Genomic DNA, 20,692 nt, shown 5'->3' on the forward strand with positions numbered 1-20,692 from the left:
TGTTCCTGCAGCAATGGATTCGCTGGTGGATATCTGTGCGGCAGATCAGAATTCCAGAGATACAGACTTCTTTTTAGAAAGACAATTTTAAGAATACCATACTATTATTTGAAAAAGTTATTTTGAATAAAATCTTTCCGTATTTTTCCTCTTTCCCCCATATCTTTCCGTTATCCACACTCTTCATCCCCTTTTTTACGTTTTCCACATACCGGTTCGCACAATTTTCAGATATTAACAATTAATCCACAGACATTTCCACATTATTGTGGATAACTTTGCCCGCCTTGTCGATCAGTGGCTGAAACATTTTTTTCCATCCTTTGCAACTTTTTACTTCTCTTTCACGTCTAATTCTCTGTAATTAAAAAAACATCATATGGAGGATTATTATGAAGAAAAAATTATTAATCATCGCAGCTGTCCTGGTATTCGCATTATCTGCGGCCGCATGCTCATCGAAAAAAGAAGCGGCTGCCCCGACTACATCTGCAAAGACTGAAACTACCGCCAGCACAACCACCAGGGACGAATCCGGCTCTGCCGATTCCGGATCCGATTCCACAGGAGATTCCCAGAGCAGCGAAGGTACTGTAACCGGAGTTGTGGAGGAAAACAAAGGCTTTATGATTACCATTGTTGCGGAAGAAGGCGAGGAAGCGTACGTCTTCCCACTGGATGATACACAGAGTGAAGAGTACAAAGACATCAAGTCCGGAGATAAAATAACCGTGAGCTATACCAACGGACTGCCTACCCCGGACAACCTCGATACCGTTGTCACCGATATTCAGCCTGCAAAATAAACGGATATTTCCGAACCAAGTTAATGCTCCGCCAACCGGGACCACTGCCGGAAGGGCGGAGCATTTGTTTTGTTCTATAAAAAGTAATTTACGTAACAGTCTTTCTCCCTGTCCCTTTAAAATCTGTAGTGACTTAATGGCCAAAAAGTATTATACTTAATTTATCATATCGAACGATACTTACAGATCAATGAAAATGGAGAATCACAATGACTCATTCCCTTTATTACAAGTTTATTCTCGGCTACCTGGTATTCGGCCTGTTAGGTTTTGTCTCAATTGCCACCCTGTCTTCCCGGATGACGGAGCGCTACCTGATCCGCGAACAGGCTGATTCGCTGTACGATGAAGCCAATCAGATCGCCTCCACCTACAGCGGCATGTACCACGGAAAAGACATGGATCTGATCTCATCCTACCCTCAGCTGGTGGGATCCGCCCATTACCTCCACGCCCAGATCTGGATCATCGACCGCCAGGGAAAGATTGTGGTGGACAGCGACCAGTCAGAGCGGACCGGCCGGGTCATCGACCGCTTCGATCCCACGGCGGCCGGCAACAAGTCGTATACCATCGGCACATTCTATGACCAGTTCACCTATGATGTACTGAGTGTCCATGCCCCCATTACCGGGAATTACACGACTTACGGCTATGTGGTCATCCATATGCCGCTCTCTGTTCTGCAGAATACGAGAGATGGTATTTTAAATATTGTATACATTACACTCGCTGTGGTATTCGGCCTCTCCCTGATCATCCTTCTCGTCTTTACAAAGACGGTATACTTCCCACTGAAAAAGATCACGGCGGGCGCCAACGAATACGCTCAGGGGAATTTAACGTACCACATTGATGTGAATACCAGAGACGAGATGGGATATTTAGCGGCCACCTTAAACTATATGTCAGATGAGTTGAACAAGATGGAGGAATACCAGAAGACGTTTATCGCCAATGTATCTCATGATTTCCGTTCCCCGCTGACATCCATCAAAGGATACTTAGAGGCCATTCTGGATGGCACCATCCCTCCGGAGATGTATGAAAAGTATTTAACCCGGGTGATTACAGAGACCGAGCGGTTAAACAAGCTGACGCAGGGAATGCTGACGCTGAACACGCTGGACAGCAAGGGCTATTTAAACCGGACGAATTTCGACATCAACCGGGTAATCAAGGACACAGCGGCGTCCTTTGAGGGAACGTGTGAGGAGAAGAATATCAACTTCGACCTGACATTCTCCAACAATATTCAGATGGTTTACGCCGATCTCGGGAAGATTCAGCAGGTCATGTACAACCTGATCGACAATGCCATCAAATTCAGCCACCACGATTCCACCATCTATATCCAGGCTTCCGGAAAATACGAAAAGATCTTTATCTCCGTAAAGGACACCGGAATCGGTATCCCGAAGGACAGCATAAAGAAGATATGGGAACGTTTTTACAAGTCTGATTTATCACGTGGAAAAGATAAAAAGGGAACCGGCCTTGGCCTGGCGATCGTAAAGGAGATCATCCAGTCTCACGGCGAGAACATTGATGTGGTCAGCACAGAGGGCGTCGGAACAGAATTTATATTCAGCCTTCCGAAATCTACTAATCTTTAATAAAACAGAAAAAAGGAGGGCTGAATGACTCAGCCTTCCTTTTTTCTGTTTATAATACCTGCTCTTATCCTATACACGCTGTCATACTTACTCTTTCCAATGCAGATGGTGCAGCTGCCCCTGCATGGTCATCTTCTCAAACCCGTTCTGTCTAAGCGCCTCATACAGCACAATCGACACTGAGTTTGACAGGTTCAGCGAGCGTATGTCTCCCCACATGGGAATCCGCACACACTGCTCCTGATTCTCCAGGAGAATATCCTCCGGAATTCCGGCGCTCTCTTTCCCAAACATCAGGAAACAGTCCGGTTCATACTCCACGTCCGAATAAACATGAAGCCCCTTCGTCGTAGCCATATAAATCTTTGCTCCCGGATTCCTGTCCAGGAAATCCTGGTAATCACAGTAAACCGTCACATCCAGCTTATCCCAGTAGTCCAGTCCGGCCCTCTTGATCAGCTTGTCATTCAGTTTATATCCCAGCGGCTCGATGAGATGAAGCTTCGTCCCCGTGGCCACACAGGTTCTTCCGATATTGCCGGTATTGGCCGGCATCTCCGGTTCCAGTAATACAACGTTCATATTGATTCTATGCCTTTCCGTCCAGTCTCTTCACAAAGCGTTCCATACGTCCCAGCGCCTCTTTTAAACTCTTTAAGGAGTATGCATAGGAGACACGCAGATAACCTTCTCCACAGTCACCGAACGCCGTTCCCGGAACGACAGCCACCTTCTCCTCCTGGAGCAGCCTTGTAGCGAACTCATCGGACGTCATGCCGAAACGCTTAATGCTGGGGAATGCGTAAAATGCGCCGTTGGGCTCAAAACACTCCAGTCCCATCTCCTTAAACGCGTTCATAAGGAAACGGCGTCTCTGGTCGTATGACTCCCTCATCATCTGTACGTCCTTGTCACCATCCCGCAGCGCCGCAACGGCAGCGTACTGGCTGGTGGTCGGCGCGCACATGATGGCGAACTGGTGAATCTTTAACATCTGTTCCAGAATAACAGCCGGTGCGGCCAGATAGCCGAGACGCCAGCCTGTCATAGCGTAAGCCTTGGAAAATCCGTTAATCAGCACGGTACGCTCTTTAAGGCCCGGGAATGATGCAATGGTGGTATGCTCCATTCCATACGTCAATTCCCCGTATATCTCGTCTGTCAGAACAAAAAGATCCTTCTCGATGACGATCTCCGCGATAACAGCCAGCTCCTCCGCGGTCATTACTGCGCCGGTTGGATTGTTCGGGAACGGCAGAACGAGAATCTTCGACTTCGGGGTGATATACTGAAGCAGTTTTTCCTTTGTCAGCTTAAAGTTATCCTTTTCCTCCAACGGAATCGGAACCGGAACACCGTTGGCCAGAATGGTGCACGGCACGTAGGAGACGAAACAGGGCTGGGGAATCAGCACTTCGTCACCCGGGTCCAGCATGGCGCGCAGAGCCACGTCAATGGCTTCGCTTCCGCCCACCGTCACCATCACCTCATGATCCGGATCGTATGTAACATCAAAGCGTCTCTTTAAGTAGCTGCTGATCTCAACCTTCAATTCTCTCAAACCGGCGTTGGACGTATAGAATGTGCGCCCTTTCTCCAGAGAATAGATTCCCTCTTCCCTGATATGCCACGGAGTCTCGAAGTCCGGTTCACCGACGCCCAGGGAGATAGCGTCCTTCATTTCACTTACAATGTCAAAAAATTTACGGATTCCTGATGGCGGAATCTCTACGATTCTTTCAGATAATGGATTTCTCACGGGGTAATCAACATCCTTTCATCCTGCGTCTCTTCAGCGAGTACGGTGCCATGATCCTTGTATTTTTTAAGTACAAAGTGAGTTGCTGTGCTTAATACGGATTCCATCGGGGAGAGCTTCTCCGAGACAAACTGTGCTACCTGTCTCATGGTTCTTCCCTCGATAAATACGGTAAAGTCATATGCGCCTGACATTAGATAAACCGCTTCCACCTCGCTGTACTGGTAGATGCGCTCCGCGATCTTGTCGAATCCCATGCCTCTCTGCGGTGTTACCTTAACTTCGATTAAGGCAACCACTTTTTCATCACTGGTATTGTCCCAGTTAATCAGGGTATGGTAACCGCAGATGATATGCTCTTTTTCCATCTCGGCGATCTCATTGGCGACCGCGGCCTCACTTTCCCCTAAAAGAACCGCCAGATCCTTCAAGTCGATTCTGCTGTTTTTTTCAATAACCGCCAATATCTTCTCTCTCATAACCTTACCTCCTGATTAAAATGATTTATTATAATGATTGCTTATAATACTTTATGAATCTCATCCTCCGCGGGCCGGTCTAAGTAACCGGAGCTTTCCCCATGGCGGATGATTCTTCCGATTCCTTCCGTCACCCGTCCAATCACCGCGGCATGGATTCCTTCCCGTTCCAGGGCCAGAACCATCTCACCGCCGTTGTCTGTGACAAAGAGCAGGCAGCCGTCCGAATAAAGACGGTACGGGTTCAAATCGTACCGCTCGCAGACCTCAATTGTCTCCTGTTTGACAGGAATCTGGCGCAGTGAAAATTCGATGCCCGTCATGTATGCCCCGGATAAATTCCAGAGGGCGGAAAGTATTCCGCCCTCCCCTGCCGGTTCACACTCCGTGGCTCCCAATGCCTTCCACCGTTCCAGATTCCCACTCAGTGTTCCATCTTCATTTTCCATAATCCGGTCTAAGTAGCCTTTTGTAAACCACTGAAGCAGCTCTTCGCGCTTCTGCCTCACGATCGCAATCGTACCGGCATATCCCGCGTATCCCGCCACCACCAGATTCTGTCCCGGCCGCATAAGGCCGGTGTTATCTCTTTCAATCTTTCTCATACCGGACTCCCGTTACCCGGCAGGAGCCGGATCAACTGCTTCAGGTACTGGCACAGGGGCTGCCGCCGCTGCTTCTGGCGCCGGAGATGGTTCTGATGCCGGAGACGGACTCTGCGTCCCTGCTTCCGGCAGAGTCACGCCCGGTCCTCCGTCCTCGCCTTCCACCGGTGCCGGCGGCGTCTCTGGTGTCGGTGTCTCCACCGGCACTGTCGTCTCCTCAGGAAGCGGTACGGTCACTGCCGGTGCCGCCGGACCAACCTTCACAATCGCCTTGGAAGCATTGTATGTGTCAGTATGCAGAATCTCTTTGCTCTGCTCCACGCCATCTACATAGACGTATTTCCACAGTCTGGACTTATAGCCCCTGTGAGCGGACTGAACCTGTTTCCTGGCGCCCGGTGCCATGGTCGGATCCACCTCTTCCTTCGGCGCTCCGGGATCCATGGTTGCGAGGGTTTCGGACACAAATTTAAATGTCCGGTTTGCAGGTCTTGTCTCTTTCCCATAGATGGTAAAAGTCAGCGTTTTGCCTGACGTATAGCCCTCCACGTAAATCGGAGTGCCGTAGTTATTCGTAATCTTTAAATCCTTATAAGTACCGGCGATAGCCGCGTCTTCCGAGGGTTTTACATACGTAACGATCATTGAGTGGTTTTGTCTCTGCGTAATCTCCAGTTCTGCGCGGAGAGACGCGTTGTAAAGCGTCGTGGAAATCTGGCATACGCCGCCTCCCACACTGTCAACCACCTGACCGTTTTCATAAGCGGCCGCAGTGGCATAGCCGTTGGCTGTCGTAAACGGATGCATGCATTCGTAACCGGACAGCGTCTCGCCCGGCATCAGCACATGGCCATTGATCTTGCCCGCTCCCACCCGTAAATTGGTTGCACGGGAATTGCCGCTGCTGGAGAAATCCGTGGAAAAGGTTCCCAGCACATCCTGAATCGTTGAAAGCGCTTCCGTTGTAACGTTCGGCTGAGCCTCCGTCACTGCCGCAGTCACCGTCACCGGTTCCTTAAGACCTCCGGAGATCGCCTCATCGAGGGCTGCTTTCGTCGCCCCTGCATCCACACTCTTTCCAACCACGGCGGGAGTGACGACAAACGCCCCATTCTCTCTCGTGATCGACGCATCCTTTGGCTCTGCTACGACAGAAGCACATTTTTCCTCTACGAATGCCGCCACCTTTCCATCGTCAAAAGCTGTCTCCAATGGAATAACGACATGGTTATGTTCGATGTCTTTCAAGTTTAAATAACGGTGGATTAAATTCCCTCCCGTTACGGATGCCGCGGCCTGGTTTACCGCGTCGGTATTGGACCAGTGAAAGCCCAGTTCCTTCGCCGTAGTATCCACGGACTCCCCATCCACTACCAGCGTAATCTTCTGATTCTCCATCTCGCCCACAAGGCTCTGGATCTTTTCGCTGGCTTCCTCTTCTGTCATTCCCCCCAGACTGTATTCTCCTACATAGAGACCCTCCGGAAGGGTATCAGCCCGCGACGGTGCCGGAAAGGCCAGTGTCAGTCCCACCGCCAGCGCCATGGCCGCAAGGCCTGTTGCCAAGTTTTCGTTTTTCATAATCATTCCTCAATTTTCAAGTTGCTGCCTGCTGCTTCCTTCTCCTACCGGACCAGCATCATCGGCAGTACCATAGCTACGATCAGCAGAATTACCACTGCGATAAGGACTATGGAAACTACCTTCCTGTTTTTTTTATCGTTAAAGTTAATCATGATATTCACCTCTCTTATATTCTTCCGTACTGTGCTATGATTTTATCCGTAATTCTGGAGATTTCATTGCGGGTTAAGTGGTCAATTTGCACAGTTAAGCCTATTTTATGATATTTTATTAAATCCTGCAAGTGTTCTTTTTGCCTTTTTGAGGCTGGCTGCTCCTTTTTTACATTATAAATAAGATTTTCTTCGGAAAATACGTCCGGGCGCTCCTTTCCGAACCTCTTTTTCATCGCCTGATAAAGCTGGTGCGCCGCCATCGCATCGGCCATGGCGCGGTGCGTTTCCTTCTGTTCCACTCCAAACCACCCGCAGGCAGCCTTTAAATTCTTCTTCTCATCCTCCGGCATAAACAGCCGGACGAGTGTCAGCGTATCGATACCTGCCCGGGCAAATTCTTCTCCCTGATTGACCGCCGCTCTCTTCAAAAAACTGTAGTCGAAAATGATGCGGTGTCCCAGAAGCGGCAGTTCCCCTGCAAAGTTCAAAAAGCCGGGAAGCACCGCATCGATTCCCCGCGCATCAGCCACATCCCGGTCACGGATTCCCGTCAGCGACTTCGTCCTCGCCTCCAGCAGACGGTATGGGTTTACAAACGACTCAAAATCCGCCGTTATCTCGCCCGCCTCGACCCGCACAGCCCCTATTTCTATAATTTTATCCCGTTTCGGATCCAGCCCTGTCGTCTCCAAATCCACTGCCACATAGGAATTTACCATCTTATCCCCCTACTGATCTGCACCAGTACAGCTTTGCATTAATAACACAGTAACAGTGCTTGATATCCTCGTCAGGTGTGCGTCTGCAAAGCGACGGCGTAGTGGACCCTACGTCTAGCTTTGCAGGCGTGCTCCTGGCGCGGATAGCGAGTGCTGTTACTGTGGAATTAATGCAAAGCTGCACTGGGACAGTACTCCCGAAGGAAGCATTCCTTACACTTCGGGCTTCGCGCAAAACAGATACTCCGTCCCAGCGTGATAATCTGGATATTCCAGAGAATCCAGTGCTCTTTCGGCAGTACCTTCATAAGCTCCATCTCGATCTTCTCCGGATCCTCCGCCTTCGCAAATCCCAGCTTTCTGGATATCCGCTTTACATGAGTATCCACCACGATACTCGGCTCATTGTAAATATTTCCCCGGATGACATTCGCCGTCTTCCTGCCCACGCCCGCCAGGCTGGTCAGTTCCTCGATGGTCCCCGGCACCTCGCCGCCAAACCGCGTAACCAGATCCCGGCAGCAGGAGATAATATTCTTCGCCTTCATGTGGTAAAAGCCGATGGAGTGGATATCATTCTCCAGCTCCTTTAAATCCGCATTCGCAAATTTCTCTAAGGAATCGTACTTTTTAAATAAATCCGCTGTCACGATATTCACTCTGGCGTCCGTGCACTGCGCGCTCATAATCACCGCAATCAACAGCTGCCACGGGGTCTCGTGGTTCAAATAGCAGACGTATTCCGTTCCGTATTCCTGGTCAAGGGCCGCCAGCACATGATCCACACGCGCTTTAAGCTCCGCTTTTGTCTCTCTCTTTGCCATATTCATCTCCTCTTTGTATCGATGCACTCTATCCATTCACCATAGCTGCATCAGTACACAGTCAGTGAAAGAAATCCTCAATCACATAAGCCGCCGCATTATAGCTCAGTGGATCCCGTTTCCTGTAGTCAAACAGCACCGCGGTCTTCCCCGCAAATACCTCGAGATGAGCCATTTTAATCAGCTGTCTCGCCTCAAAGCCCTCGTATCCGCCGCTTAAATAGCGGTGCTTCACCGCCTCTTCTGCGAAGAATTCCCGCACCTGATCCTTAAACGGAGTCTGATCCTCGGCGAAATCCGGGCGGCTCTTTAAATTCTCCCTGAGATACAGGTCATATACCATGAGCCGTCTGTACACCGCCGCTTTCCCCGGAATGTGTTCCGCCACAAAGCCGTCTAAAATCTCATATCTTGCCATACGGCTGTGGCTGGCCCCCGTCAGCGTATGAGACTCATAGTACTCCGCCAGATCAGAGAACAAGTCAAACGGCGTCTTATATTCCTTCACCAGTTCCTTCATGGTGACGGTAAACTGTCCGCTGTTCTCATAGACCTCCACCATCTCTTCCACGCCCTTTAGTTTAAGCAGGCTTCCATAGTCGAGCCATTTCGTGCCCAGCACCTCGTAGGGCTGCTTTGCGCTGTAGACCAGGCCGTAGGCTTTTGCATTTTCAGCCATAAACGAACCCTTCAGGACCTTTAAAAAGCCCAGCTGCAGCTGATCCGGCTTCATCTCATAGACCTCGTTAAAGGAGTTCCGGAAGCTCTCATAGCCCTCGTAAGGCAGACCCGCAATCAGATCGAGATGGCAGTGGATATTGCCAAACCCGTGTATGCGTTCCACCACCGATTTGAGGCGGTTCAAATCCGTCTTCCGCCTGATCTCGCAGATGGTATCCGGATTCGTACTCTGTACACCTATTTCCAGCTGAATTAATCCGGGACGCATCCCCGCCATCAGCTCCAGTTCCTCCTCATCGAGCAGATCCGCGGAGATCTCAAAATGGAAATTTGTCACCCCGTTATCATGCTCTGTGATGTGGCGCCAGATCTCCATGGTATGCTTCTTGCTGCAGTTAAAGGTTCTGTCCACAAACTTCACCTGGGGAACCCTGCGCTCCAAAAAGAAATCCAGTTCCCGTTTCACCAGCTCCATGCTTCGGAACCTGACCGACTTGTCCAGAGAGGATAAACAGTAGCTGCAGGAAAACGGGCACCCCCGGCTGCTCTCATAATAAACAATCTTATGCTCAAAATCATCTAAATCTTCATACGGAAATGGAATAGCGCTCATGTCCATCGCTTTTTTCAGGGGACGGATAACCGTCTCCCCCTTCTCATTCCGGCAGGCCACTCCGTCGATTGAAGAAAAATCCCTCCTGCCGTCCGCGTAAAGCTTAAGCACCTCCAGAAAGGTCTCCTCCCCTTCTCCCATCATAATACCGGTAACTCCCGGCTCCCTCTGCAGGACATCCGCCGCATCATAAGAAACCTCAGGACCTCCCAGCCAGATCTCCACTTCGGGGAGAACTAACGGAAGGTCCCGCACCAGCTCCATAACCCAGGATATATTCCAGATATAGCAGGAGAAGCCGACCATATCCGGCTTTCTTAAATAAATGTCCTTTAAGATATCCCCCATCTGGTTATTGATCGTATACTCTCCCAGCTCCACCGAGATTTCCTGCTTCCCAAAGGCGTCAGAGGGATCACGCTCCATCTGTCTCTCCGCATAGGCCTTCAGGCTGTAAATCCCGGGGTTGGAATGAATATATTTGGCATTCAGCGCCGCTAGCAAAAACTTCATAGTTTATCTAAACCTCGATTTCTATCTTCCGGCCTGTCGGCTGATACTGGTAATACCGCACCCCTGCCGCGTTCAGCATGCGCTTGGAGGCATTGACCGCCGGTGTCCCGTCGTACTTATCACTGCCGTAGACGATCGTCTTGATCCCCGACTGGATGATGGCCTTTGCACATTCATTGCACGGAAACAGCGTGACATACAACTTGGATCCCTCCAGACTGCCGCCTCTGTAGTTTAAGATAGCGTTTAACTCGCTGTGGGTGGAGTAAAAATATTTTGCGTTATACGGATCGTCCTTCTCGTGTTCCTTTCCCCAGGGAAATTCATCGTCGGAGCATCCCTTCGGAAATCCATTGTATCCCATGGACAGGATCTTGTTATCCTGGCTTACGATACACGCTCCCACCTGTGTGCTGGGGTCCTTGGAACGCTTTCCGGATAAAATGGCAACTCCCATGAAATATTCATCCCATGTAATGTAATCTTCTCTCTTCTCAGTCACTGACATGATCTCCTCCTTGTTATGAGCACTTAGCGGACGTCTTTTGGCCGCTTACGTGCGATACATGTCACTGGCACTTAGTGAGGTCTTTTCGAGCTTAGTGCAGTGACTTTAATCATATGGTATCCCGCCGCCTTCTTCAGACGGTTCATAATCGCCTGTCCCAGATGGTCGGCCGAAAAACTCTCTGAATAGATGTAATCCGCCTCCAGATCATCAAATTCCCTTAGTACAGCGTATAAATTATGGGCAATAGTCTCCTCCCTGGCGCGCAGCCCCAGGCTTCTCACCATGCCATCCGGGTACAGCTCCATGGTCTCGTCCGTGCAGATAATTCCCACGCGGTACCCCGCCTCCAGCTTCTTCCCGGCCAGATGGTTGATGGTGCGGACCACATCGGCGGCCGTCCCTTCAACCAGGGTCAAATCGGCCTTCGGCGCATAGTGCTTATACTTCATTCCTGGCGCCTTCGGCTTCACATCGGCGTTCATCGGGCCGTCACCGGTAATCGCCGGATCGAGGCCGATCTCCATGCCCAGCACCTCGCTGGCCATCTCCTGTGTGATGGCTCCCGGGCGCAGAATCACCGGAATCTCCCCGGACACATCGATAATCGTGGATTCCACACCGATTCCCACAGGTCCGCCATCCACGATCATGTCGATCTTTTCGTTCATATCCTGCCATACGTGATCCGCCGTCGTAGGACTGGGCCGTCCAGACGTATTGGCGCTGGGAGCCGCTACCGGTACACCGGCAAGCCGGATGAGCGTCATGGCCACCGGATCGCTGGGCATGCGGACCGCTACGGTATCCAGTCCTCCTGTCGTGCCGTATGGAACGGCGTCACTCTTAGGAAATATCATGGTCAGCGGTCCCGGCCAGAATGCCTCCATCAGCTTCCCCGCCGCCTCCGGAATCTCCGCCACCAGGGGCTTCAAATCAGAAAAATCCGCGATATGTGCAATCAGCGGATTGTCCGAAGGTCTTCCTTTTGCTGCGTATATCTTCTTTGCCGCTTCCTCATCGAGAGCATTTGCCCCGAGCCCATACACGGTCTCCGTCGGAAATGCCACCAGACCGCCTTCCCGTAAAATCTCCGCCGCTCTCTCCAGCTTTCCCGCGTCTATCCTGTGCGTATCTTCTATTATAATTCGTTCCGTAACCATCTTTCTCCGCTCTCTTTTCTCCAGTACTGCGCTGCGCAATTAACGGTAAATAGCGGGTGCTATATTCACTGTTAATTGTGCAATGCAGTACTGGCTTCTCTCAGACAGGGGCTTTCCCCCTGCATACTTACTGCTTATCATAGCACAACCCTAAGTCGCATGCAACTTTTTACTTGACTTTACAGCTTTGGTTCAAATTTACTTTTTACTGCAATTCATCCTTGTAATACTTGCGGAATTTCTGTAATAATGATACCATAAAAGGGATATTATACCGGGAGGACAATGAAATGGCACTCATCATACCAGAAAACTATGACCCCCATCTCACCGTACGTGAGACGCAGGAGGCCATCAAATACATACGTGACACCTTTCAGAAGGAATTTGGAAGGGAAATGAACCTGGAAAGAATCTCCGCCCCCCTCTTTGTGGAGAAGAGCAGCGGTTTGAACGACAACCTAAACGGCGTAGAGCGCCCCGTCCAGTTTGACATAGCCGGAATTCCGGGCGAAACCGTCGAAGTCGTACACTCTCTTGCCAAATGGAAACGAATGGCTCTTCACGAATACGGCTTTCTGCCGGGCGAAGGCCTCTATACAAACATGAACGCGATCCGGCGCGACGAGGACCTGGATAATCTTCATTCCTGCTATGTAGACCAGTGGGACTGGGAAAAGGTCATCACGAAAGAGAACCGTACCATCGAAACATTAAAAGAGACGGTCCGCACTATTTTCAAGATCATCAAGCACATGCAGCATGAGGTCTGGTATAAGTACCCGAACGCTGTCAACCATCTTCCAAAGGAGATCACCTTCATCACGTCCCAGGAGCTGGAGGACCGCTATCCCGACAAGACTCCGAAGGAGCGGGAGAATTTAATCACCCAAGAGTACGGCTGCGTCTTTTTAATGCAGATCGGCGATAAGCTGGCCAGCGGTGAGCCTCACGACGGCAGAGCCCCTGACTACGATGACTGGCAGTTAAACGGAGATATTCTCTTCTGGTTCGAGAACTTAAACTGCGCCCTGGAGATCTCCAGCATGGGCATCCGTGTAGATGAGAAATCCCTGGAAGATCAGCTCCGGAAGGCGGGCTGCGAGGACCGCCGTTCTCTGCCCTACCACCGCATGCTCTTAGAGGGACAGCTGCCTTACACCATCGGCGGCGGTATCGGCCAGTCCCGTCTATGCATGCTTCTCCTAAACCGCGCCCATGTAGGCGAGGTACAGGCAAGCATCTGGCCAAACGACATGATCGAGGAGTGCCGGCAGCATAAGATATTTTTGCTGTAGCCGGATACATACGCTTCCACTCCCTGCCAAACAGGAAGAGCGGGCGACAAGGAAGGAAATTGGCTCACGGATATAATGGAGTCTCCTTCCGGTTGCCAGCTCTTCCTTTTTTTGAGCCATATTTCCAGGCCCTAAAACAGGGCTTGTGTCAAAAAACCGCTCCGCTGAATATTATGATATTGTAAGTAAATATTTTAGGGGCGTAATTTTATCATGAATCTGCAGGGAAAAGATTTAGAATTATTAAAAGAAGAGGTATTAAGATCTCTTGAAGGAAAATCAGACTATGAGAAACTCGAACTATTAAGAAAAAATTTTAATATCGATTGGGACATGCCCAGATGTGGAGAGCGCAGATCGTGCAAAACGTGGTATGCTCAGGTTTTCACGTATTGCAGTACAAGCGAGTTAGAGGAAGAACTAAATTTTTTCTTATTCCTGATCGACCTTTTCGGCCGTATCTTCGGTTTTTGCTTCAACCATGAGAGTACCGTATATTTGGGCTGTATTTGCCCATGTGGAAATAAACAGACCATCTTGTATTATACAATTGCATTTAGAGACTGATCCATTTGCCGTCATTGGACAAACTTTTAAAGCGGGTTCAAACTATCTGAACCCGCTCTTCTCCATGACCAATTTTCAATTATCATTATCTTCCGTTCAAATACTCCATGATACCCATATGTATCGTCCAGGCCAGCCGGTCCTGATACTCCTCGGAATTCAGCATGGCCGACTCATTCCAGTTAGACAGGAAACCGCACTCCACAATGACAATCGGTGTCTTCACATGGAGCAGGAGGAAATAGTTGTCGTTGGCCTTGGCTACTCTCGTATTCTTGTCGCCCAGGACGAAGTCAAACCGCTTCTGCAGCGTCTCCGCCAGCTTCTTTCCCTTCTCCGATCCCTTGTAGTAGAACACCTGGCCGCCTGAGATTCCTTCCTGATGATAGCTGTTCTGATGGATGCTCACCGTCAGCGCCGGACTCGTCTCATTGATAATCTGACAGCGCCGGTTCATGTCCGCCATCTTTTTCTTGCTGTCCTTTTCCGTATAGAGCCCCTGGTCGTCTTCACGTGTCAGGACCACCTGGACATCGGAGGCTTCCAGATAGGCCTTCACCTTCCTGGCAATCTTTAGATTAATATCCTTCTCGAGGCTGCCATCCACTCCGATTTTCCCGGGGTCATTGCCTCCATGGCCCGCATCGATCACCACGACCGGCCGATCTTTCCCGGAGATTACGCTGACTCCCGCCGCCATCCGGCCTGCCTGGCGGGATACGACATAGACCATAACCAGCAGCAGTACCGCCAGATACGGTTCCAATTTTGATAGTTTCACTTTGCCTGCCTGATTCGTATTCTTATTGAATTATATCTCCCGGCAAAATAAAAAAGAACCAACTTTATTTTACTTCCAGCGAATTATAGTCTTTTGTGGCATCCCTGACGATCGATTCTAAGTACTGGCTTAAGATACTGGGGTATCCATTCTCCCCCCACAGCTTGTATCCGGCCTTTTCCGTAGCCTTATCCTTTATCTCCACGGCCTTTCCCGCATAGCAGGCAGAGTTGATCTCCGCGTATACCTTTGCCATCTGATCCTTCTGGCGCTTCGTAAGGCTGTCAAAATTATTCATGCGTTCAAATTCATCCTGAGCCTGATTGTAGAATACCCGGTTCAGGAATTCTTCCGAGTACGCTTTAAAATTCAGCAGGTTCTTATCCGTACTCCCCTGTTCCTTCGCCCAGGCTTCCATATCGAGAGGCACTGTGTGATACTTAAAGCTTCCGTCATCTCCGTAATCCAGCATTCCATACTGGCATGGCGGTGTCGCCAGCGAGCTGGTGACGATCTCATAGATCCCGTAGTCCTCATCTTCACGCATAAAATGCTGCACATGGAGATGGCCGCTTAAAAATAAAGGCACATCCCAGCTGTCCAGCTGATCGATCAGCTGCTCGCTGTGCTCGATGGTACAGTCCTCCACATAGACCTCGCTCTCATCCAGCAGATTATGGTGCCCCACAGGTATCACATTCATGCCCAGATCCCAGGCATCCTCCATCTGATCTTCAATCCAGTCGTACGTCTCTTCCTGAATCATGCCGCCGACCTGATTATATGGCGCATACTGGCACGTATCCAGCATCAGCGCCCGGTTATAGTCATCAATCTGATATACGTAGCTGAGCGACGCAGAATCGCGGCTCACCGCTTCATCATATCCGAAATCCTGGTAAATCTCCGCGAAATCCTCCGGGCCGATGTGCGACGTCCCCAGAGCCTGCGCGCCTGTAAACTGTGCTGCTGCGGTGTTGTTGATATCGTGATTCCCCGGAATCACAATGACGGGGATTCCCGCGTCCTCAATCTCTTTCAGCTTTTTTGCAAAATCAAGATGGCTGTCCCTCTCTCCGTTCAGGGTTAAGTCCCCTGACAGAATCACGAGATCCGGATCCTCTTTCTTCACCGCTTCAATGAACGCATCTGTGATCTCCCATATGTAGTTTACGACTTTTCCGTCCCCGTGTTCCACCTTATACTTGAATCCGTCTCCAAAATCCGTCAGTCCGCGGGAGAGATAATGGATATCCGAGGCCAGAAGAATACGGCAGCCTTCCTCAAATTTCTGCTCCGGCGGTGCTGCAGTGGGGTCTTCTACCTCGTGGGGAAATTCCTCAATGGTAGGAGGCGCCGTCGTCTCAGCCGGTGTCTGAGGAATCTCCGCGCTTTCCGTCTCTGCCGTACTCTCCGGTTCCGTCACCGTCTCCGACACCGGGCTTTTTAAGGAACACCCGGTCATAATCGTACAGATCAGCGCCGCATACAATGCTGTTCTCTTTTTCATAACTCTGAACCTTCCTGTCTCTTTGCGATGTTCTACTCCTGATCCATCCGTATCTCATCCCACAGTTCGGCGGGCTCGAAGCCAAGCTTCCAGCAGGCAACTCCAGCCAGATCATACTTCCTGATCAGATCCATCTTAAGCCCTATGGAACGTTCTTCCTCCATCCAGACTTTTTTTGTCCCCTCCTCAGTCTTCAGTTCCCCATAATACTGTCCCAGCTCCTCCTGCCAGTACAGTTCCACATTATTCTCCACGGCCCATTCCTTTGCTTTGGCGATACCCAGAGCTACCGATGACGTCTTTCCATCCGCGGCCTCGGTCCAGACCCTGGTATACAGCGGAATGGCATTAATCAGCTTTTCCTTCGGAACCTGTTTTAACGTGTTTGAAATCCCATCATTTACATAGCCGACCGAAGCTACTGATCCCGGCTCGCCGCCGGCGTAATGCTCGTCGTACCCCATAACGATGACATAATCAGCCACAATTCCCTGTTCCTTCCGGTTATAGAACTCATTGCCGGCATAGGGAACGTAATTATCCACGGACAGCACGATTCCCTCTTTCCGACAGGAAACAGACAATTCTCTGATAAACTGGATATAGTGAACCCCGGCTTCCTTCTTAATCCCCTCGAAATCCAGATTCAGTCCGTCCAAACCATACTGCTCCACCTCAGCCATCAGCTTCTCAATCAGCTTCTGCCGTGTGGAGGTCTTCGAAAGCAGAACCTCTGTCTGCACGTTGCCGCTGAAATTATTGATCAGGGCCCACACCTGGAGTCCCATGTCATGGGCTTTCTGTACATACGCAGCATCCGCATAGGAATTGAATCCGCCTTCGTTGTCGGTCAGCTCATACCAGGTCGGGGAAATAACATTCAGCCCCTTTGTATTGGCAATCAGATTATCAAAGGAGGCGTTCCCCTCCGGTTTCGTGACCTGGTGCCACGCCATGCATACCGGTTCATCTAGAGAGATATTCTTATAGACCGGAGCCACAAATGTGCTCACCGGCGCCTCGCTCCGGCTCTCGCCCAGACGCTTATGCTCCACATATCCGATATAGCCGTCCGGGGTCCGCACCTTATCCCACTTCTCCATAGTCTCCAGCACGGTCACCTCAGACCCTTTCTCAACCCTGGTGACGATCGGGCTCTTGATTCCGCCCTTTTCCCGGACATTTCCCTTGCCGTCCGCCACGGCCTTTGTCTCCTCCGACCAGTCGTTATTTACGAAAATGCGCTTGTGTTCGGCCAGATCAAAGACGTCAAGCCGGATATCCGTATAGTTGGCAATGAGTCCCAGCGACAGGTAGACACCCTCGTCATTCACCCAGATCAAGGGCTTTCCCGAGCTTCCCTTTGTAGAATGATCCGCATAGACAATGGACTCCGGAAGCGCGTAAACCAACAGCTTTTCATTATTATCCCAATAAAATCTTTCGTTAAGTTTTTCATTTACCCATTCGATTGGAAGATAGGTCTGTTCTTCTATATAGATTCCCTTTGCTTCCTGAAGCTCATTATTCAGAAACACCGCCACATTGTCACCGCTTACACCCAGCAGCCTGCCGATGTCGGCCTGTTCCTTTGATGGTGTATATCGTTCAACCAGCCGGATGCCAAAAAACCCGGCAATTACCAGAACAATCAGTCCCAGTGCCACTAGAAATGGCACCACTCTCCTTTTCATTTGCATTCCTCCTGTAATGGATGTAAGTCATAAAAGCCCCTTTGGATTATACTATACCACACTTCAACGGGAAATTGCTTACATTTTCATTACATTGCAAAAATTCCCCTGTCCCGCCCTGGCGCGCCGTTTCCCTGGCTGATGGCTGAAGATGGTATCCGCGCGCCCCATGTTTGATTCATTTGTGGTAGACCCTGTCAAACCGGATCTCTGTCAGTCTTCCCGTCTCGTCATCTGAGACAAAATCGGCCATATAAAAAGAATTGTCCTCCCTCGCCTCAAAAATACGGTTCCAGTCCGGTTCAGTGCATACCTCGCCGTCTATTACGATGGGAATTCCCCGCTCACGGTAACGTTTCAGGCCTGCTATGTAACTGTCTTTTCCATTTTCATTCATACCGCCCTCCATGTGCAGAAGCGGCAGGTTAAGCTTCCACAAGGCTTCTGTTCGTGACACATCGTCCTCCTGCCGCTATAAAATCTGCTGATAAAATTCCATGACAGTTTCTGTGACAGTAAAGGCATCTACTGAAACCGGAACCCGCCGGATTGAAAGTCCGAGCTCCTTTTCCATATTCTTTCTGGTCTCCTCGCTTCCGAACACTGCGAGAGTCTCCCAGCCCGTACCGGCCCTCTTCCATGCACCGACGGTATCCAGAAACACCCTTGTCTGCCACTCACTTAAGCCTGCGAGAAGAAATTGCCTGTCACATCTGAAAAATTCCTCCTGATTTCCTCCGGCCGCGGCCCCGTAATCCACAATTACCTCCTGATAACCGAGTTTTTTGCACAATACCAGGGTCTCTGTCCCCGCATTCCGGTAGTAATCCACGTCCAGAATGCGGAAGCTTCCGCAGCAGCCGCTGTTCTTTTTTCCAAGACAGCTCTCCTCCAGCCGTTCAAACGCCCCGTGGTCATTCCACTCGAGCACCGCACACCGCCTGCGGCAGATACCGGTTAAGTACCCGGCCATCGTGACCGCAGTGTGGGTCACCCCCACAGCCGGCCCCGCCCCGATCAGCCCAATCAGACGCTGTTCTGCGAATGCCGCGCCTTTTCGGGACGCCTTTGTACGAATGAAATGTTTTCTATGACTCGTTCTCATGTGCTTCACTCCTGGCTTTTCCGGCTGTAGTCCGTAAAAACCTGACTGCTTTTCACCAAATTAGACTTTGTTCCGCAGAACCCCAACTGCGTTCCGCAGAAACCCGACTGCATGTTTTCGTAAGGGAACCCGAAGATTTCTCCGTCTCCCCACCGCATACTCTCCCACGTCCAGCGCAAGTTTCAGCGTATCCAGCACCTGACAGTAAAATCCTCTCGTGCCTTCATACGCTCTGAACGGGTCTGCAAAATACGGCGCCCGGAAGCAGCGGCTCCGTTGGATCCCCTCCGGCGGCTTTACCCTCGCAGATTCTGCCAGGTGATTATAGACCGCCGCATAAGGTATCCGGCATTCCGACACGCGCTTCAGAGCAGACGATGCCGCTTCCCGGCTCCACTCCCGGCCGTCGCAGACCAGGATCAGCGCATCCGGTTCCGCAGCCAGAGCCGCCTCCACCTCATGCCCATAGTCGGCAATCATAAGGCCGCAGGAGGGCACGGGAAGCTTAACACCCGGTCCGTAGGCCGGCTTCCACACAAAGCCATGGTACTGCATCAGGCCGCAGCGGTCCCTCAAAGCACTCGTAAAGGTACCGAGCCCCGCTCCCATGCCGGATCCATTTCTTTCTTCATACAGATTGGGATAACCAAGATTTCTAAGACAGACTGACAGGCCGACGGCTATATGAGTCGTTCCGGCCCCCGCTTTGCTTCCCGCAAGCGCGATCATAAGAGGTGATGGTTGTAGACAGGCGTTTGCAGCGGCTCCCCTTTGCTCCAGCTGCTTTAACCGTTTGTTCAGTTCTGATGCCGAGGAAAAACGTCGTTCCCGCTTTTCTTCCAGGCAGGTCCGGATGATGGCGGCAAGCTCCGGCTTCATCGAGGGCACCGTTTCATAGGGCACCGCCGGAAACGTGCCGGTATAAAGATAATGGAGGATCACACCAATGGCATATAAGTCTGTCCGTTCATCCAGCTTTCCGTTTTTTTCGTACTGCTCCGGCGCGGCGCATCCGACGGTTCCATACCGGTCCGCGGCCGCGTTTGCCTCATCCGTAAAGGCGGCATGGTCAAAGTCGATCAGCTTCACGGTCCCATGGCACACCAATAGATTCCTCGGCTGTAAATCCAAATATAACAGGGGGGTTGTTCCTGCGAGATGCAGGTAATTCATGATGTCAGTAAGCTGGATTCCATAACGGATGACCAGCCTCTGCGGCAGATAACCCTGGCTTTTTACCAGGTCATAGAGAGATTCTCCTTCCAGATACTCTTCGATTAAATAACTGTAATTCTCGTCCTCTTCTACATCGTATACAATAGGGATTCCCGGATGGCGCAGCTCCTTCAGAATTAATGCTTCGCGCCTGAACTGATCATATTCCAGAAAACTCTTCGGCACGCGCTTGATCGCGCGGTTTTCGGAAAGTCCAAGATGAACCGCCAGAAAAACGGTTCCAAGACGGCCGGTCCCAAGGATACGGCATAGCTGATATTTTCCAAACAAAACGGTGCTTAATGTTCCCACCTCCTCTTTGCCTGTCCAATATCGCCTCTTAAAGCCTATTCTAATCTATCATACCCATTTTTTCAACCATTTTTCATAAATCCCTTAAATTTATATAAATTTTTTCACATAGTAATTGCCTTTTGGTTATATTATATAGTATAGTTATGTTGAGGAAGTATGTAAACAATCATTCAACATATTTA

General features: G+C 50.5%; 21 protein-coding genes. 4 read left to right on the plus strand and 17 right to left on the minus strand.

Annotated elements, in window-relative coordinates; genetic code table 11:
• Positions 1–392: 392 nt before the first annotated feature.
• Both DFR60_RS11715 and DFR60_RS11720 read left to right on the plus strand, forming a co-directional pair.
• A complete protein-coding gene (locus DFR60_RS11715) occupies positions 393–806 on the plus strand; it encodes an entericidin EcnAB (RefSeq protein ID WP_110323072.1) in 414 nt (137 codons plus the stop codon).
• 209 nt (positions 807–1,015) lie between these two features.
• Complete coding sequence (locus DFR60_RS11720) at positions 1,016–2,422, plus strand: sensor histidine kinase (RefSeq protein ID WP_110323073.1); 1,407 nt, start codon at positions 1,016–1,018, stop codon at positions 2,420–2,422.
• An 87-nt stretch (positions 2,423–2,509) separates the two neighbouring features.
• Here DFR60_RS11720 and DFR60_RS11725 read toward each other — a convergent pair whose 3' ends face one another.
• From DFR60_RS11725 to DFR60_RS11780, 11 genes are all read right to left on the minus strand, one after another.
• Entirely contained in the window at positions 2,510–3,004 is a 495-nt protein-coding gene (locus tag DFR60_RS11725) for a tRNA (cytidine(34)-2'-O)-methyltransferase (protein WP_110323074.1), read from the minus strand.
• A gap of 7 nt (positions 3,005–3,011) precedes the next feature.
• Positions 3,012–4,181 carry an aminotransferase class I/II-fold pyridoxal phosphate-dependent enzyme gene (locus tag DFR60_RS11730; protein ID WP_110323075.1) on the minus strand — a complete coding sequence of 390 codons (1,170 nt, stop codon included), beginning with the start codon at positions 4,179–4,181 and terminating at the stop codon, positions 3,012–3,014.
• Positions 4,178–4,660: an Lrp/AsnC family transcriptional regulator gene (locus tag DFR60_RS11735; protein WP_006771113.1), complete on the minus strand. Its 483-nt coding sequence runs from the start codon at positions 4,658–4,660 to the stop codon at positions 4,178–4,180. Before DFR60_RS11735 ends, DFR60_RS11730 begins: the two co-directional genes overlap by 4 nt.
• 41 nt (positions 4,661–4,701) lie before the next feature.
• A complete protein-coding gene (locus DFR60_RS11740) occupies positions 4,702–5,265 on the minus strand; it encodes an AIR synthase-related protein (RefSeq protein WP_002601952.1) in 564 nt (187 codons plus the stop codon).
• Positions 5,266–5,277: 12 nt separating this feature from the next.
• Positions 5,278–6,846, minus strand: a complete 1,569-nt coding sequence (locus DFR60_RS11745; RefSeq protein ID WP_110323172.1) for a VanW family protein — start codon at positions 6,844–6,846, stop codon at positions 5,278–5,280.
• A 44-nt stretch (positions 6,847–6,890) separates the two neighbouring features.
• Positions 6,891–7,001: a hypothetical protein gene (locus DFR60_RS11750; RefSeq protein ID WP_002601954.1), complete on the minus strand. Its 111-nt coding sequence runs from the start codon at positions 6,999–7,001 to the stop codon at positions 6,891–6,893.
• A gap of 14 nt (positions 7,002–7,015) precedes the next feature.
• The gene (locus DFR60_RS11755; RefSeq protein WP_110323077.1) at positions 7,016–7,723 is read right to left on the minus strand and encodes a 3'-5' exonuclease; all 708 of its coding nucleotides are present in this window, start codon (positions 7,721–7,723) and stop codon (positions 7,016–7,018) included.
• Between the two features lie 167 nt (positions 7,724–7,890).
• Positions 7,891–8,547: an endonuclease III gene (gene nth / locus DFR60_RS11765; protein WP_110323079.1), complete on the minus strand. Its 657-nt coding sequence runs from the start codon at positions 8,545–8,547 to the stop codon at positions 7,891–7,893.
• Between the two features lie 61 nt (positions 8,548–8,608).
• Positions 8,609–10,354 (minus strand): B12-binding domain-containing radical SAM protein, encoded by a 1,746-nt coding sequence (locus tag DFR60_RS11770; RefSeq protein ID WP_110323080.1) that lies wholly within the window; start codon positions 10,352–10,354, stop codon positions 8,609–8,611.
• Positions 10,355–10,361: 7 nt separating this feature from the next.
• Positions 10,362–10,856 (minus strand): deoxycytidylate deaminase, encoded by a 495-nt coding sequence (locus DFR60_RS11775; RefSeq protein WP_025529060.1) that lies wholly within the window; start codon positions 10,854–10,856, stop codon positions 10,362–10,364.
• 77 nt (positions 10,857–10,933) lie between these two features.
• On the minus strand, positions 10,934–12,025 hold the full coding sequence (locus DFR60_RS11780; RefSeq protein ID WP_110323081.1) for an L-threonylcarbamoyladenylate synthase: 1,092 nt from the start codon (positions 12,023–12,025) through the stop codon (positions 10,934–10,936).
• Positions 12,026–12,315: 290 nt separating this feature from the next.
• Here DFR60_RS11780 and asnA point away from each other — a divergent pair, with 290 nt between their 5' ends.
• Together asnA and DFR60_RS11790 are read left to right on the plus strand one after the other, a co-directional pair.
• Complete coding sequence (gene asnA, locus DFR60_RS11785) at positions 12,316–13,323, plus strand: aspartate--ammonia ligase (RefSeq protein ID WP_110323082.1); 1,008 nt, start codon at positions 12,316–12,318, stop codon at positions 13,321–13,323.
• Between the two features lie 213 nt (positions 13,324–13,536).
• Positions 13,537–13,890, plus strand: coding sequence for a hypothetical protein (locus DFR60_RS11790; RefSeq protein WP_110323083.1), 354 nt, complete (start codon positions 13,537–13,539; stop codon positions 13,888–13,890).
• Positions 13,891–13,975: 85 nt separating this feature from the next.
• Here the strand turns inward: DFR60_RS11790 and DFR60_RS11795 are convergent, their stop codons facing one another.
• From DFR60_RS11795 to DFR60_RS11820, 6 genes are all read right to left on the minus strand, one after another.
• The gene (locus DFR60_RS11795; protein ID WP_110323084.1) at positions 13,976–14,671 is read right to left on the minus strand and encodes an N-acetylmuramoyl-L-alanine amidase; all 696 of its coding nucleotides are present in this window, start codon (positions 14,669–14,671) and stop codon (positions 13,976–13,978) included.
• Between the two features lie 64 nt (positions 14,672–14,735).
• Positions 14,736–16,181, minus strand: coding sequence for a metallophosphoesterase (locus DFR60_RS11800; RefSeq protein WP_110323085.1), 1,446 nt, complete (start codon positions 16,179–16,181; stop codon positions 14,736–14,738).
• Between the two features lie 32 nt (positions 16,182–16,213).
• A complete protein-coding gene (locus tag DFR60_RS11805) occupies positions 16,214–17,875 on the minus strand; it encodes a glycosyl hydrolase family 18 protein (RefSeq protein WP_110323086.1) in 1,662 nt (553 codons plus the stop codon).
• Positions 17,876–18,053: 178 nt separating this feature from the next.
• Positions 18,054–18,332: a hypothetical protein gene (locus DFR60_RS11810; protein ID WP_243005048.1), complete on the minus strand. Its 279-nt coding sequence runs from the start codon at positions 18,330–18,332 to the stop codon at positions 18,054–18,056.
• 15 nt (positions 18,333–18,347) lie between these two features.
• Positions 18,348–18,980, minus strand: a complete 633-nt coding sequence (locus DFR60_RS11815) for a hypothetical protein (RefSeq protein ID WP_110323087.1) — start codon at positions 18,978–18,980, stop codon at positions 18,348–18,350.
• Positions 18,981–19,040: 60 nt separating this feature from the next.
• A complete protein-coding gene (locus tag DFR60_RS11820) occupies positions 19,041–20,507 on the minus strand; it encodes a serine/threonine protein kinase (protein WP_243005049.1) in 1,467 nt (488 codons plus the stop codon).
• Positions 20,508–20,692 lie beyond the last annotated feature (185 nt).

Source organism: Hungatella effluvii (assembly GCF_003201875.1).
GTDB classification, from domain to species: Bacteria; Bacillota; Clostridia; order Lachnospirales; family Lachnospiraceae; genus Hungatella; species Hungatella effluvii.

Excerpts from the sequence above, each read along its gene's own strand:
- DFR60_RS11745 (WP_110323172.1), bottom strand. The coding sequence starts at position 6,846 with ATGAAAAACGAAAACTTGGCAACAGGCCTTGCGGCCATGGCGCTGGCG.
- DFR60_RS11770 (WP_110323080.1), bottom strand. The coding sequence starts at position 10,354 with ATGAAGTTTTTGCTAGCGGCGCTGAATGCCAAATATATTCATTCCAAC.
- DFR60_RS11735 (WP_006771113.1), bottom strand. The coding sequence starts at position 4,660 with ATGAGAGAGAAGATATTGGCGGTTATTGAAAAAAACAGCAGAATCGAC.
- DFR60_RS11720 (WP_110323073.1), top strand. The coding sequence starts at position 1,016 with ATGACTCATTCCCTTTATTACAAGTTTATTCTCGGCTACCTGGTATTC.
- DFR60_RS11780 (WP_110323081.1), bottom strand. The coding sequence starts at position 12,025 with ATGGTTACGGAACGAATTATAATAGAAGATACGCACAGGATAGACGCG.
- nth (WP_110323079.1), bottom strand. The coding sequence starts at position 8,547 with ATGGCAAAGAGAGAGACAAAAGCGGAGCTTAAAGCGCGTGTGGATCAT.
- DFR60_RS11740 (WP_002601952.1), bottom strand. The coding sequence starts at position 5,265 with ATGAGAAAGATTGAAAGAGATAACACCGGCCTTATGCGGCCGGGACAG.
- DFR60_RS11725 (WP_110323074.1), bottom strand. The coding sequence starts at position 3,004 with ATGAACGTTGTATTACTGGAACCGGAGATGCCGGCCAATACCGGCAAT.
- DFR60_RS11750 (WP_002601954.1), bottom strand. The coding sequence starts at position 7,001 with ATGATTAACTTTAACGATAAAAAAAACAGGAAGGTAGTTTCCATAGTC.
- DFR60_RS11790 (WP_110323083.1), top strand. The coding sequence starts at position 13,537 with ATGAATCTGCAGGGAAAAGATTTAGAATTATTAAAAGAAGAGGTATTA.
- asnA (WP_110323082.1), top strand. The coding sequence starts at position 12,316 with ATGGCACTCATCATACCAGAAAACTATGACCCCCATCTCACCGTACGT.
- DFR60_RS11815 (WP_110323087.1), bottom strand. The coding sequence starts at position 18,980 with ATGAGAACGAGTCATAGAAAACATTTCATTCGTACAAAGGCGTCCCGA.
- DFR60_RS11805 (WP_110323086.1), bottom strand. The coding sequence starts at position 17,875 with ATGAAAAGGAGAGTGGTGCCATTTCTAGTGGCACTGGGACTGATTGTT.
- DFR60_RS11755 (WP_110323077.1), bottom strand. The coding sequence starts at position 7,723 with ATGGTAAATTCCTATGTGGCAGTGGATTTGGAGACGACAGGGCTGGAT.
- DFR60_RS11800 (WP_110323085.1), bottom strand. The coding sequence starts at position 16,181 with ATGAAAAAGAGAACAGCATTGTATGCGGCGCTGATCTGTACGATTATG.
- DFR60_RS11715 (WP_110323072.1), top strand. The coding sequence starts at position 393 with ATGAAGAAAAAATTATTAATCATCGCAGCTGTCCTGGTATTCGCATTA.